Raw genomic sequence first — 14,690 nt, 5'->3', positions numbered from 1 at the left:
CGGTATCATAAAGTTAGGGTGTATCTTTAATGGCACTTTAATTATATGATACCCCAATACTTGATACCTTTAATCAAAGCGAGTGCCCCATGCGTATCTTTTCCTACTGCCGTGTTTCTACAACAGAGCAAACTACCGAGAATCAAATTATTGCTATCAGGCAAAGAGGGTATGAAGTGAATGATGATCGCACTATCAGTGAAACGGTCTCAGGATCTGTTGAAGCGATGAAGCGTGAAAAGTTCAAGATGCTCATCAATCACCAGATGGAGCGTGGCGACATGCTGGTGGTCTTAAAGCTAGACCGTTTAGGCCGTGACAACATCGACGTTCAAAACACCATTAACCTGCTGACCGAAAAAGGCATCAAGGTTGTTTGCCTTGATCTTCCCGTCGCGGATCTTTCAAGTGCTGAGGGGAAGCTGATGTTGCAGATGTTTTCAGCCTTTGCTGAGTTCGAGCGAAACCGGATCAGAGAGCGAACAAAAGAAGGACTTGAACGAGCTAAAGCTCAGGGCAAGAAGCTTGGGAGACCTGAAGCCCATGGCACCACTCAGTCAGTTCAAGCAAAAAAAGCCGAGGGCTTATCTCAATCTAAAGCGGCAGAAGTATTAGGCTTGGGAATCGCCACCGTTAAAAGGCATTGGAACAAAACTGCTTCTATTGTCTAGCTTGCCTGCGTCAGGGCAAAAAGCTTTGATTGCTTCATATTGTGACGATTTATTACTGTTAACATCTTTTCCTAAGACTTCCTAGAAAGGCTCCTAAAATAGGAGCTTTATCAACTTAACTCACTTAATTTCATATATAATCTTTTGCCATGAACTGCCTACAATCGCAGTAGCCCTAAATTATTAGAGTAATTAAGAACATGGCAAAAGCACCCGCTAAAAAGAAACAAACAAAGACAAAAGGCTTTGAAGAGACCCTTTGGGATACCGCTAACCAACTGCGTGGCAGTGTTGAATCTTCAGAATATAAGCACGTAGTACTCAGCCTTGTGTTCTTAAAGTTCATCAGCGACAAGTTTGAAACGCGCCGTCAGAAGATGATAGACGACGGGCAAGAAGCCTTTGTTGAGATGAAAGAGTTCTACCAGCAAGACAACATCTTCTTTTTACCAGAAGATGCGCGTTGGTCATTTGTTAAAGCGCGTGCCAAGCAAGATGATATCGCCATCATTATCGATACCGCTCTATCAACCATCGAAAAGAGCAACCCAAGTCTGAAAGACGCTTTGCCAGACAACTACTTCTCGCGTCAAGGTTTGGAAGTGAAAAAGCTGGCGTCCCTTATCGACAGCATTGAAAACATCGACACGCTAGCGAACGAATGCGACATGAGCGAAGAAGACTTAGTCGGTCGTGTTTACGAATACTTCCTAGGTAAGTTTGCAGCAACCGAAGGTAAAGGTGGTGGTGAGTTCTATACACCTAAGTCGGTCGTAACACTACTAGCGGAAATGCTAGAACCCTTCCAAGGCAAAATCTATGACCCAGCTTGTGGCTCGGGTGGTATGTTTGTTCAGTCTTTAAAGTTCATTAAAGAGCACGAAGGGCGCACCAAAGATATCGCTATTTATGGTCAAGAGCTGACCTCGACCACTTATAAACTGGCGAAGATGAACTTAGCTATTCGCGGTTTATCGGGCAACTTAGGTGAACGTGCAGCCGATACCTTCTTTGCTGATCAGCACAAAGACCTAAAAGCCGATTACATCATGGCGAACCCACCGTTTAACCTTAAAGGCTGGCGTAATGAAGCCGAGCTAACTGATGATGCGCGCTTTGTTGGCTACCGTACACCGCCAACAGGCAACGCCAACTACGGTTGGATTTTGCACATGCTCTCTAAGCTAAGTGAAACAGGCACGGCTGGTTTTGTATTGGCGAATGGCTCTATGAGTTCAAATACGTCAGGTGAAGGCGAGATCCGCCAGCAGCTAATCGAGAACGACCGTGTTGAATGTATGATTGCTCTGCCGGGGCAGTTGTTCTTTACAACGCAAATTCCAGTGTGTATTTGGTTTATCACTAAAGATAAAACCGAGAACACCACCAAAGGCTACCGTAACCGCCAAAAAGAGACGTTGTTTATTGATGCTCGTGAAATGGGCACCATGATTAGCCGCACCAACAAAGAGCTGACTAAAGACGACATCGCACTGATTGCCGATACTTACCATGCTTGGCGCTGTACAGATGAAGAGTGGCAAAATCGTCGCGTGGACATGGTGACCGCCAAGGATGGCGGAAATGCCGATAATGCAGGAGCTCTTATCGGCCAAATAGAAAAGTACGAAGACAAAGCAGGCTTTAGCAAATCAGCGACCATTGAAGACATTAAAGCTAATGATTTTGTGTTGACACCGGGCCGCTATGTCGGTGCAGCCGAAGTGGAAGATGATGGCATTCCGTTTGAAACTAAGATGAGTGAGCTTTCACAAACCCTTTATACCCAATTGAATCAATCTCAAGAGCTAGACAAGGCAATTCGTCATAACTTAGAGGCGTTGGGTTATGGGGAGTAAGTGGAAGAATATTCCTCTAGGAAATCTAATTACTCTTCAAAGAGGACATGACCTGCCATCACAAGACCGAACTGAAGGTAGTGTACCTATCATGGGGTCATCTGGACTCACAGGGTGGCATAACAAAGTTAAGATGACTGGTCCGGGGGTGGTTGTTGGCAGAAGTGGCAATTCTATGGGGGTGGTCAGTTATAGCCATAGTGACTTTTGGCCTTTAAATACTTGTTTGTATGTCACCGACTTTAAAGGTAATGATGTTAGGTATATATATTATCTCTTGCAACAAGTTGACTTTGACCAGTTTAATTCTGGTAGTGCTCAAAAGTCTCTAAACCGGAATGCGGTTTACCCATTCGAGGTATATGCGACTGAAGATAAGGAAGAACAGCGGGCAATAGGTATGTTACTTTCTGAATTTGAAGAAAAAATTACCCTCAACCGCCAAATCAACCAAACCCTAGAACAAATGGCGCAAACGCTATTTAAGTCTTGGTTCGTCGATTTCGACCCCGTTCGTCAGAACATGCTCAATAAAGAGCAAGCCAAAATGAATGGCGAGCAGCCAAAAGGGATGGATGCCGCCACTGCCTCGCTTTTCCCAGAAAAGCTCGTTGAGTCTGAGTTAGGTTTGATTCCTGAGGGATGGGAGGTAAAGCCTTTAGACAAGGTTGCTCACTTCCAAAACGGATTGGCATTGCAAAAGTTTAGACCAGAATCTGAGGATGATGATTTCCTACCGGTTCTTAAAATTGCTCAGTTACGCCAAGGCTACTGTGATGGCAAAGAGAAGGTTCGTACAGACATTAAGGAATCTTGCAGAGTGTACGATGGGGATATGATTTTCTCATGGTCAGGCACTTTGATGATTGATCTATGGACTGGTGGTAATGCTGCGTTAAATCAACACCTTTTTAAGGTTACGAGTGAGGAATACAACCTACCGTTATACCTATACTGGACAAAGCACCATCTAGCGAAATTCCAGCAAATTGCTAAAGATAAAGCGGTAACGATGGGACACATAAAACGTGGTCATTTAAGTGAATCATTGTGTGTTATCCCTCCAAAAGCACTAAGAGATAAGATGGATGAAGTTTTACTTCCGCTAATCAATCAAAGTCTTAACTTACGACTTCAGAGTAACCAGTTAGCCGGGCTCCGTGACACCTTGCTTCCTAAATTGCTTTCCGGCGAAATCGACTTAGCAGCCGTTGAGGTAAACTTGTAATGAACGAGCATCAAGACTATCTAAAGTTAGAAGCCCGCCTGATAGAGTTAGTTGAATCTGTAAGCAAGTATAAATCTGAACAAGGTGGCATTTTAGATTCTAAGTTCGACTCTCAATCTAAAAGCATGCCTTGGCAATCTATTTTAGAGCTAGAGCTTGCTGAGTATCTTATCGCTTTGAATTTGGATATAAGCTCAAAAGATGATGGTCCCGATTTTTGTGTTAGAACGCAGGCTAAAGCCAAGGGAGTTATCTGGTTAGAAGCTATATGCCCACAAAGTGGCGATGATGCACCTAATTCAGGTGTTCGCCAAGTAAATGCTGATAGCGGTGTTACGATGATTTCAGCATCTTTAAGAGATGAAGACTTTGAACGTCGGCTCACTGCTGCACTCTCGAAAAAGTCAGAGCAATATCAGAGGTATCTTAAGTCTGATTTTGTTAAGCCGTGTGATGATTGTGTAATTGTGATTTCTACAGATGAAATTGATACAAGTTACCTTCCATTGATAGGGCAACGTGTCGAATCTGTTCTATTTGACGAGTCACCAGTAGTAGAGATATTTAGTGATGGCTCTGTGCTCAAGAGAAAAATGAACCTACTTACGAAGTCTGGTTCACCAATCAGCTGTAATTACTTTGTAGACAACCCCCACATAAAGGGGGTTGTATACAAAAATCGGCATGACTTCATTTACTATTCATCAAGTTGTCGTAATGGGGTACCGCTTAGAAATTGGCTTTTAGATGAAATGGAAGTAAAAGGTGATTCTAACTCACCCTCCGGCGAAATCGACTTGGAAAACCTGCAAGTAGAACATGCTAAAGCGCTGGTGGATTAACTTAAAATTACCCGCTGAACAAAAGCCTCTCCCCTGTGGCTCTGATAAAAACAGGGGGCAACCTCTTTCTGTTGTGCTAGGAACGGATACCAAACTATGAGCTTAACTTTTACAGAAGCCAAATTAGAACAAGCCATTATTGAACTGCTCGGTGATCAGGGTTACCCACACTTTATTGGTAGTGACATTGACCGTAGTGATAAAGAACAGGTGCTCATTGTAGAGGACTTGCGAAACTACCTTGCCAAACAGTATCAAGGCGACGGTATCACTGAGAGCGAAATCGACACCATTGTTCGTATGCTCTCAACGTTGCCTGCCAGTGATTTGTACCATAGCAATAAAACCTTCTGCCAATGGTTAAGCAATGGCTTCCTGTTTAAACGTGAAGACCGCTCAAAGAAAGACCTTCATATTGAATTGATAGATACCAAACATTTGGCACAAGCCTTACGTTTGATGTTTGTTCCTCTGCTAGAAGTCAAAAGTAAATCTCCTGAGAAAAAAGTGGCAGAAGGTAAGGTGACGTACTTAGAAACACATCACTTAGACCCGACTGACACGAATCTCTATAAAATCGTCAATCAGTTAGAGATTGAGGGCGTCACTCCTGAAAACGGAGAGCAAGTAAGAATCCCTGATGGCATCCTTTATGTGAACGGCTTACCGCTGGTGGTGTTTGAATTCAAAAGCGCCGTGCGAGAGAAGGACGCGACCATTTTTGATGCATGGAAGCAAATCTGCACTCGCTATCGCCGCGACATTCCGAAACTGTTCGTCTACAACGCTATGTGCATTATCAGTGATGGTGTGAACAACAAAATGGGTAACCTGTTTGCCCCGTATGAGTTCTTCTACGCTTGGCGCAAGGTGACGGGTAATGAGTCTACCGAAAAGGATGGTATTAATTCCCTCTACACCATGATTGCCGGGCTGTTTAACCAAATCCGATTAATTGACGTGGTGAAGAACTTTGTCTTCTTCCCTGATACCTCAAAGAAAGAGATAAAAATCTGTTGCCGTTACCCGCAGTACTACGCAGCACGTAAGCTTTACTACAACATCGACAAAGAGCGTAAGCCATACGGTAGTGGTAAAGGCGGTACCTACTTTGGCGCAACAGGGTGTGGTAAGAGCTTCACCATGCAATTTCTATCTCGCCTACTGATGAAAAGCATCGATTTCGAAAGCCCAACCATTGTACTTATTACCGACCGCAACGATCTCGATGACCAGCTTTCTAAACAGTTCTGTAATGCCTCTGATTACATTGGCGATGAGATGGTAGTGCCAGTGACGAGCCGCCAAGATTTAAGAAACAAGCTACAAGGTATTAAAAGTGGTGGTGTATTCCTCACGACCATTCATAAGTTTACCGAAGATATCGAACTGCTCTCTGAGCGTACTAACATCATCTGTATTTCAGACGAAGCACACCGCTCGCAGGTGAACCTCGATAAGAAAGTCGTCATCAAATATCAAGATGGTGTAGCGGTTGATGTAAAAGAGACTTACGGCTTTGCTAAGTACCTACATGACTCTCTACCAAGTGCGACTTATGTTGGCTTCACTGGAACGCCTATTGATGCGACCCTTAAAGTGTTTGGTGATGCTGTAGACAGCTACACCATGACCGAATCGGTCAATGATGAAATTACGGTACGCATTGTTTATGAAGGGCGCGCCGCTAAGGTTATTCTTGATAATAGTAAGCTTGAAGAGGTTGAAAAATACTATCAAGCGTGTGAAGACGCTGGCACCAATGAGCATCAAATAGAAGAGAGCAAGAAAGCTTCTGCCAATATGAATGTTATTCTGGGCGATCCAGACATCATCAAAACACTTGCGAAAGACTTTGCTGAGCACTATGGAGGACGTGTACGAGAAGGCTCAACCATTAAAGGTAAGGCGATGTTTGTCTGTGCCAGCCGTGAAATAGCGTTTGAATTTTATAAAGAGCTTAAAAAGTTAAAGCCTGAGTGGTTTGAGGAAAAGCTCGCCATTGATGGCGTTAAGCTTACCGAAAAAGAGAAAGAAGAGTTAAAGCCGCTTGCGATGGTGCAGATGGTGATGACTCGCGGTAAAGACGATGATGCAGAGCAGTACAATTTACTAGGCACTAAAGATAATCGTAAAGAGCTTGATAAGCAGTTTAAGAATCCTAAGTCGAACTTTAAAGTCACCATAGTAGTGGATATGTGGTTAACAGGTTTTGACGTGCCAGAGCTTGATACCATCTATATTTATAAGCCACTGCAAAAGCATAATCTGATCCAAACCATCTCTCGCGTTAACCGTAAGTTTGAAGATAAAGCCAAAGGCTTAGTTGTCGATTACATCGGTATTAAATCACGCATGAATCAAGCGCTAGCTAAATATTCCAAGGCGGATGAAAGCAATTTTGAAGATGTGCGTTTTTCAACTGTCGAGGTAAAGAACCATCTGGATTTACTAGGGCAGATGTTTCATAAATTCGATACCTCTGGTTACTTATCAGGAGAACCCTGTAAACAGCTGGAATGCCTTAATCAGTCGGCTGAATACATACTTCAAACGAAGAAAGGCGAAACCCGCTTTATGGGCTTAGTTAAGCGCCTTAAAGCGGCTTATGACGTCTGTTGTGGTAGTGAACTGTTATCACAGCAAGAGCGGGACCAAATCCATTTCTACATTGCCGTGCGTTCTATAATCTTTAAATTAACCAAGGGTGATGCCCCTGATACGGCGCAAATGAATAAGCGTGTTCGTGAGCTGGTGGCTGAAGCCCTACGAGCTGATGGCGTAGAAGAGATCTTTACTATTGGTGATGAGCAGGCGGAAGCTATCGATATATTCGATGAAGATTACTTAGCACGAATAAATAAGATTAAGCTGCCGAACACTAAGATTCAGCTACTCCAAAAGCTACTAGAGAAGGCGATAAGCGACTTTAAAAAAGTAAACCAACTGCAAGGTATTAACTTTTCAAAGCGTTTCCAATCGCTGGTGGAGCAATATAACGAGCGCCGTGAAGATGACGTACTAAATGGCGAAGAGTTCGATACCTTCTCTCAAGAAATGACAGACATTATCTTTGATATCGCAAAAGAGATGGGATCGTTTGAAGACTTAGGGATCGACCTAGAAGAGAAGGCGTTCTTTGATATTTTGACGCATATGCGTAAAAAGTACGACTTCACCTACGATGATGACAAGATGCTTGAACTCGCCAAAGATATGAAAATCACGGTAGATAATGTAGCCCAATACCCAGACTGGGCTGGGCGTGATGACATTAAAGCCAAGTTGAAGGTGGACTTAATCTTACTACTACACAAATACGGCTTTCCACCAGTAGTCAATGATGACGTATACAAAGGCGTGCTAGAGCAGGCTGAGAATTATAAGAAGAATAACTAACGTATGAATGTAATAAAGAAGTTTCTAATCGATTGTGGTTATACGGAAGAGTTCATAGCTAGGACTGATGTTAAGTTTAATGACCCCAAATTAATAGCTCTCATCGAGAACTGGCAGCATCAACCAAGTATTCGGAAGTTTGTAGAGTTTGCAGCAAGATTTCATTTAACACCTTATTCTGGCAACAGAGAGTGCTTGCTTTTTAAACTTGAAGTATCGGGAAGTGCGGTACGAAATACAGTTATAGGTGGGTTTAATGGTAATAAGCAAGAATTCGAACTTGCTGGTACTCGCTTAAATCCAGAGAAAATAAATTCTGCTCTGAGTTCTTTCTCAAATTGGCAGCTTGCAACTGATGAATTGGCACTATTGGCGCAACAACTAGATGTCTTTTATGATGAAAATGAAAAGCCAACACCTAAATACTTTTGGGTGAAAATGAGCCGACCTGACATCGACAACGTACTCGAAAAATTATTGGGCAAGTGGTTAGACAGTGTTAAAGGAAGCGATTCAGGAACATCAGTGTCCCTTCAAGAGTACTTCCTTGATGTCTTTGAAAGCCGAGGTGGTAATGATGGAAAATGGGTAGGTGAATACCGTAGCTACAACCAGTTGTCAGCCAAAGAGAAAGCTTCAGATGAGCAGGCTATTAAAGAGCTATGGACTAAAGGCTCAACATGGGTTGCTTCTATTAAAAACGGAATTATGAGTGGCGATGATTACCGTAAATCAGAGCCTGACTTAATTAAATTCACTCGTATGCTTATTGAGGGCTCTTCACCGGAGCTTTACCAGCAATCTATTGAGTTGCTAAACCGTCTTCTTAACGAGGGCAAAATTTCCCGCCGATATTGGGCAACAACGAACCGTGTTTTTGCCTCATTGCACCCGACTGAATTATCCACAACTGTCGCGGAAGATGCGTTAAGAAAAGTCTATCAGTATCTCGATGCTAGGTTTCACCTAAGACTAAAGAATCCAAGTTCTTTAAATTGGTATGGGCTTAATCAAGAGCTGCTTGAAACGATTCAGCCACTGTTAAAAGATATAATGGATACCGATGCTATTAATGTGACGCTTTGGTACATCTATGAATCTTTGAATAAAGCCAATCCTGTCGATAATTTGGAAGTCCGAGAACCAGCATCTGAATACGGTAAAAAAATTATGAAATCACCACTGAATCAAATTCTCTACGGCCCACCAGGAACAGGTAAAACTTACCATACCATTGAAGCCGCGGTAAAAGCCGCTGAGCCTGATGAGTATGCTGGCCTTGGTATTGAACCAAAGTTAGGCGCGAATGAAGAGCAGCGTCTATTACTTACTGAAATGTACGGAACATTGAGTGATGCAGGTCGAATTCGATTTGTGACCTTTCATCAAAGTTATGGCTATGAAGAGTTTGTAGAGGGATTAAAAGCAAACTCGGAAGATGGTGAGATCTCTTATGATGTTGAGAAGGGGATCTTCCGACAAATATGTGATGAAGCAGCTAAGCACACGACTGAAAAGGCTGCATCAAAATCTCATAGTTTTGAGCTATGTTGGCAAGCTTTTTCTGAACTATTAGCTGAAAAGGACAGCCTTGAAATTACGATGTCTCAAACGACTTTTCGTGTGATGGATTTTAATGCTAAACGTATTTTCTTTGAGAAAAGTAATGGCAAAAAAGACCATACTCTTAGTATCAATACATTGAAAGATATCTTTGAAGGCACACGAGATTACACCTCTGGTCTTGGAGTTTACTATAACCCGCTAGTTCGTTACTTAAAGGGGCTGGTACCAATCAAGCAGCAACCAGCGGTAAAGCGTCAAAACTATGTATTAGTTATTGATGAAATTAATCGTGGCAACATCTCTAAAATCTTTGGGGAACTGATTACACTGATTGAGCCCACAAAACGAAAAGGTGCTGATGAAGAACTGGAATTACAGCTTCCACTATCTAGTTCTGACGGCAAGTTTTCTGTTCCCGACAATCTTCACATCATTGGTACAATGAATACAGCTGACCGTTCACTAGCGATGATGGATACAGCACTGCGTCGCCGTTTTGATTTCGTTGAGATGTTGCCCAGAGCTGATTTGTTTAGCGACCATAGTATTGAATGGCAAGAACAGCAAATCAATTTACAAACCTTACTTGAAGCCCTCAATAAACGTATTGAAGTGTTATATGACCGTGAACACACGCTTGGTCATGCGTTCCTATTTCCAGCTTACAACGCAGCAAAGGCAGGTAAACAAGAGCTTGCCTTCACAAAGCTAAAAGAGGCATTTAAAAATAAGATTATCCCTCTACTTGAAGAGTACTTCTACGAAGACTGGAACAAGATACGCTTGGTTCTTGGTGATAGTTTAAAAGAAGGTGATAGCGAGAGCCTACGACTTCTTGAGGTTCAGAATAAGTCATATACAGAGCTGTTTGGTGGTGATCACGGCTTAGAGCTTTATGAGGACAGTAAAACTACTTATCAAATGAAACCTTTTGATTGTAAAGATTCTATATGGGATAAAGCCGAAGCCTATATTGGTATTTATTCACCTAAAAGCGTGAAGGGCAAAGTAGTTGAGGGCTAAGAAAGAAATCACCCTGTTTGAATTTGATTGCTTAGTCAGTGATGACAGTGCAGCCAAAGCAGGTTATGAGTCATCTGGTTATTCGCACATTCAGGTGGTCTCAAATGCAGCTTATGAGTACCTAAAATCCCTTTGTTTAAGTGATGAGAGTGAAAGTAAGCTGTTACAGCTACGTCGTCGCCGTAATATGGAAGTCCTGCAAGTCCAAAACTACGCAGGGGTGATATTTACACAGGACAGAACACAAATTGAAGTGCTACCTAAAGTTGGTAAGGGTTTTAAAGGGGAAGGGGCAGGCAATAGTGAAAGTGCTTATGACAAGGCACGAAAATCATTATTAGTTATGCTGAGATCTTTAAAGGGCTTTTCTCATATTCAAACCTCAAGTGCGAATATTGCAAGCCAGAAAATGCCGCTGCTGGAAGTGTTTATTAGCCAGTTTTTAAAATCGGTTAATGTATTAGTGAAGCGGGGGTTGAGGAGTGATTATGTTCGCAGGGAAGATAACCTAGCCTTCTTGAAGGGGAAGCTCAATGTAGGTAAGCAGGTTAAGCGTAATTACATCAACAAACATAAGTTCTACTGTGAGTATGATGAGTTTTTGCTTGATCGCCCAGCTAATCGCTTACTTCATTCAGCCCTGTTGAAAGTGAAAACCATCAGTCGTAGTGCTGCGAATCAAAAGCTACTCCAAGAACTAGAGTTTGTCTTTAATGAGGTGCCTCAAAGCAGTGACTACAAGTTGGATTTTACTAATGTGAAACTCGATAGAGGCATGAACTACTATCAGGTGCCATTGGCGTGGTGCAAGTTGATATTAGAGGGCTTCTCTCCACAAAGCATGAAAGGTAAATCTCACGCTGTTTCTTTGTTATTTCCTATGGAGAAGGTGTTTGAAGACTACGTTGCTAAGGTATTAAAAGATCAGCTAGCGGTGACTCACCCTGAACTTACCATTAGTTCGCAAGTTACTGGTGAGTATCTGGCTAGTTATGATGGCCGAGATAAGTTTAGCCTGCGCCCTGATTTGGTAGTTAAACAAGGGAAGAGCAATCAAATTGTGCTTGATACTAAATGGAAGCTTCTTGATACCAAGTTAAGTAATTCGAATATCTCACAATCAGATATCTATCAGCTATTTGCCTATGCGAAAAAATATCTGGCAGACACCAATGCTGGAAAGGATGTTGTATTGATCTATCCAAGACAAGATAACTTTAGTGAACCGTTATCGAGTCCATTTGAATTGGGTGACAGGCATAGGTTATGGGTTGTACCGTTTGAGATTATTAATACCGACACGGTAGGGGTTAGATGGCCTTGTAAGGCACAGGAAAGTAATACAGTGCCTATCATCAAGGCTATAGAAAAGCTAACTACATTGCTCGTGGTGTAACCTAAGGCTCAGTTAATAGTTGAGGGTATAAAGAAGGGTATTTAAAATTTAGTTGAAATTTAACCCTTTGGTATCAAGATGTTAAGTTTTGTGTGCAGCATGATGTAAGCGGTAAGTTCCCATATAACCCATGACACCCATGCCGTTATCTAAGTATAAAAGAAATTCCTGATTAGATGACTATGTAGCGATATTAAGGTTTAGTCAGTTGTTATGACATATTATGAGGATTATGGGACTTACCACTTATCCTTACTGGCAGATATGCACACTCCACCAGCACATTAGCTCTCTGCGCCGCTCAATGTAGTCGGCGCGGTTATAGGCCGCTCTTACAGTGTTCTTATCCACGTGAGCCAGTGATACCTCAATAAGCTCAGCATCAAAGCCTTGTTCGTTTAGTGTAGTGCTGGCTAATGCACGCAGGCCATGTGCCACCAGACGGCCTTTGTAGCCCATACGCTTAATAGCCATATTGGCCGTTTCGGTGTTGGTGTGGTTATTTTTGTTTCTATCTGCAGGGAATATGTATTCCAAGTCACCACTGATTTCATGCATGCGATTTAGTAGCGATATGACCTGTGGTGTGAGTGGGATGATATGTTCGCGCTTCATCTTCATGCGCTCTGCAGGAATAACCCATACTTGCTTTTCAAAATCGATTTCAGCCCACTTAGCCATAGCAGCTTCCGCTGGACGGGTCATGGTATGTAATTGAAGCTCTATCAAGCAGCGAGTGGTTAGTTTGATACTCGCGTAGGACAGCGATTCCATAAACTCAGGAAGTTCAGCAGGTTTAATTGTGGGCATTTGCCGTTTCTTTGGGATGCCAAAAGCTGCTGCAATGCCAATAAGCGGGTTCGAGTGGATAAGGCCAGTATTTACTGCGAAGGTCATCACTTCATTTAACCAGCTGATCACGCGCTTGCAGGTTTCTACATTGCCTTTAGCTTCAGCAGGCTTGAGCACTTGAATGACTTGTGGGGCGGTTAAGGCACTGACCGGTGTTTCACCTAGGGCTGGGAAGAGGTAAAGCTCAAGGCGACGATACAGCTTTTGGCCGTGATTTTCAGAGACCTTTTGCTTTTTAATTTCAAACCAAGCGTCAGTTACCGATCTTAGGGTGTTTTCTGCATCGGTTTTTACAGCAGCTTTTTGTTGCTGCTGGTGGTGTTGTGGATCGATACCTTGAGCAAGTAACTCTCGGGCAGCTTCTCTGCGCTTCCTTGCTTCTGCTAGTGGCACATCTGGGTAAGTGCCTAAACCTAGGTTTGCTCTTTTTTTGGTGACAGGGCGTGAGTAATTAAGCAGCCAAAATTTTGAACCACTGCTTTTGATCCTAAGTGATAGTCCTCTGCCATCTGAGAGGTTGTACTCTTTTTCCTTAGGTTTTGCGTTTGCAACAGCAGTAGCAGTAAGAGGCTTGGTAGTATTGGCCATTATTTGTAACACCCAAATCGTGAATTGGCTCCGATGTTACATTAGGTGTTAACCAAAACTCAAGCTGCTATGAAATGGCAATAGACGTAAATGGACGCTAAGTCATTGATTTTATTGTTTTGCAGGCAGAAAAAAAGACGTCCTGAGACGTCTTTATTCCTTGTGTTGGTGGAGGCGGCGGGGCTCGAACCCGCGTCCAAAAAGCCTACATCCTCGGCGCTACATGCTTAGTCTCTCTTTTGGTTAACCAAGTACACTCCGAAAGACAGGATTGCAATTGGCGAGTTCAGTACTGTTTCGCGGTTCACCCCTGAACGTGGTTCCCTCGCTATCAAATGTAAAGGTGACCATCTTATTACTCTGCCCATTTGAGAAACGTGAGCAAGATGGCTAGCTAGCCTAAGCTGCTAGAGCGTAGTTATCGTCGTTTGCAACTATAACTGTGCGGCTTTTTACGAGGCCAACCGCCCCTCGGCATGCTCCTAGGGTTTCGTGAATCTTGTCGAATCCAGAATCGCCCCCAGTACAATTTGATTGTAACCGTGAATGCCTCTATTACCAAGGATTAATCCAGCGCTTACAATCGATTGTTGTTTATCTGTACGTTTTTACCTATTTAAACAGTAGATTATCTTGGATTACTGTTGAACGGCTTTTTTCATCGTACGAGATTTTTCAATCTTCCACTCGCGCTCTTTAGTATCATCGCGCTTATCGTGTTCTCTCTTACCTTTACCTAGGCCAATCTCAATTTTTACCCAGGCGCCTTTGCGCCAGTACATAGAGATAGGCACAATGGAATAACCTTGACGGTCGACTAATCCCTGTAGTTTGTCCAACTCTTTGCGATTAAGCAGCAGCTTTCTGTCGCGCATAGGGTCGCATACAACATGGGTTGATGCTGTATTAAGTGGAGAAATAGTGCATCCGAACAGATAAGCTTCACCATTACGCAAGAACACGTAGCTCTCGGATAGGTTTACTTTACCGACTCGAATCGACTTTACTTCCCAGCCCATTAAGGACAAACCAGCTTCAAATTTTTCTTCAAATTTGTAATCGAAAGTCGCGCGCTTATTGCGTGCAATCGTCGCTGATGGGTTTTTTGAGTTTTTTGCGTTTTTCTTAGCCATAGACCGCTATTATACGCACGGCAATTTAATTTGGAATTGGCTGAACACATTATTTCTGTTTTTTGTTGGGTTTAGTTCATTTGGTGATGTTTTTTTGTTCGCCCTTGGGTGGTGTCGTATAGGTGACCCTTAT

9 protein-coding genes and 1 other RNA gene are annotated in these 14,690 nt (G+C 42.8%); 7 read left to right on the top strand and 3 right to left on the bottom strand.

The genetic code is table 11. The features are described 5' to 3' along the window. The first annotated feature begins 89 nt into the window (after positions 1–89). The 7 genes from AC5YB1_RS14315 (at position 90) to AC5YB1_RS14285 (ending at position 11,984) form a co-directional block, all read left to right on the top strand. The gene (locus tag AC5YB1_RS14315) at positions 90–671 is read left to right on the top strand and encodes a recombinase family protein (RefSeq protein ID WP_494519728.1); all 582 of its coding nucleotides are present in this window, start codon (positions 90–92) and stop codon (positions 669–671) included. 200 nt (positions 672–871) lie between these two features. Further along, entirely contained in the window at positions 872–2,530 is a 1,659-nt protein-coding gene (locus tag AC5YB1_RS14310; RefSeq protein WP_494519727.1) for a type I restriction-modification system subunit M, read from the top strand. Then, complete coding sequence (locus AC5YB1_RS14305; protein ID WP_494519726.1) at positions 2,520–3,758, top strand: restriction endonuclease subunit S; 1,239 nt, start codon at positions 2,520–2,522, stop codon at positions 3,756–3,758. The genes AC5YB1_RS14310 and AC5YB1_RS14305 overlap by 11 nt, the downstream gene beginning before the upstream one ends. After that, on the top strand, positions 3,758–4,600 hold the full coding sequence (locus AC5YB1_RS14300; protein WP_494519725.1) for a hypothetical protein: 843 nt from the start codon (positions 3,758–3,760) through the stop codon (positions 4,598–4,600). Before AC5YB1_RS14305 ends, AC5YB1_RS14300 begins: the two co-directional genes overlap by 1 nt. A gap of 96 nt (positions 4,601–4,696) precedes the next feature. Then, positions 4,697–7,999: a type I restriction endonuclease subunit R gene (locus tag AC5YB1_RS14295; protein ID WP_494519724.1), complete on the top strand. Its 3,303-nt coding sequence runs from the start codon at positions 4,697–4,699 to the stop codon at positions 7,997–7,999. Between the two features lie 3 nt (positions 8,000–8,002). Next, complete coding sequence (locus AC5YB1_RS14290) at positions 8,003–10,588, top strand: McrB family protein (RefSeq protein WP_494519723.1); 2,586 nt, start codon at positions 8,003–8,005, stop codon at positions 10,586–10,588. Then, positions 10,578–11,984 (top strand): McrC family protein, encoded by a 1,407-nt coding sequence (locus tag AC5YB1_RS14285; RefSeq protein WP_494519722.1) that lies wholly within the window; start codon positions 10,578–10,580, stop codon positions 11,982–11,984. Before AC5YB1_RS14290 ends, AC5YB1_RS14285 begins: the two co-directional genes overlap by 11 nt. Before the next feature lie 252 nt (positions 11,985–12,236). On the opposite strand, the gene AC5YB1_RS14280 is transcribed toward AC5YB1_RS14285, so the two are convergent. The 3 genes from AC5YB1_RS14280 to smpB form a co-directional block, all read right to left on the bottom strand. Further along, positions 12,237–13,424: an integrase domain-containing protein gene (locus tag AC5YB1_RS14280; RefSeq protein ID WP_494519721.1), complete on the bottom strand. Its 1,188-nt coding sequence runs from the start codon at positions 13,422–13,424 to the stop codon at positions 12,237–12,239. Between the two features lie 166 nt (positions 13,425–13,590). Then, positions 13,591–13,946: a transfer-messenger RNA gene (gene ssrA, locus AC5YB1_RS14275) on the bottom strand. Between the two features lie 116 nt (positions 13,947–14,062). Then, entirely contained in the window at positions 14,063–14,557 is a 495-nt protein-coding gene (smpB, locus tag AC5YB1_RS14270) for an SsrA-binding protein SmpB (protein ID WP_494519720.1), read from the bottom strand. Positions 14,558–14,690 lie beyond the last annotated feature (133 nt).

Source organism: Shewanella sp. 433 (assembly GCF_059338565.1).
Note: the sequence above shows the minus strand (reverse complement) of the source record. Positions and strands in the feature narration are given on the sequence as shown.

Excerpts from the sequence above, each read along its gene's own strand:
- AC5YB1_RS14310 (WP_494519727.1), top strand. The coding sequence starts at position 872 with ATGGCAAAAGCACCCGCTAAAAAGAAACAAACAAAGACAAAAGGCTTT.
- AC5YB1_RS14300 (WP_494519725.1), top strand. The coding sequence starts at position 3,758 with ATGAACGAGCATCAAGACTATCTAAAGTTAGAAGCCCGCCTGATAGAG.
- AC5YB1_RS14280 (WP_494519721.1), bottom strand. The coding sequence starts at position 13,424 with ATGGCCAATACTACCAAGCCTCTTACTGCTACTGCTGTTGCAAACGCA.
- AC5YB1_RS14315 (WP_494519728.1), top strand. The coding sequence starts at position 90 with ATGCGTATCTTTTCCTACTGCCGTGTTTCTACAACAGAGCAAACTACC.
- AC5YB1_RS14305 (WP_494519726.1), top strand. The coding sequence starts at position 2,520 with ATGGGGAGTAAGTGGAAGAATATTCCTCTAGGAAATCTAATTACTCTT.
- smpB (WP_494519720.1), bottom strand. The coding sequence starts at position 14,557 with ATGGCTAAGAAAAACGCAAAAAACTCAAAAAACCCATCAGCGACGATT.
- AC5YB1_RS14295 (WP_494519724.1), top strand. The coding sequence starts at position 4,697 with ATGAGCTTAACTTTTACAGAAGCCAAATTAGAACAAGCCATTATTGAA.
- AC5YB1_RS14290 (WP_494519723.1), top strand. The coding sequence starts at position 8,003 with ATGAATGTAATAAAGAAGTTTCTAATCGATTGTGGTTATACGGAAGAG.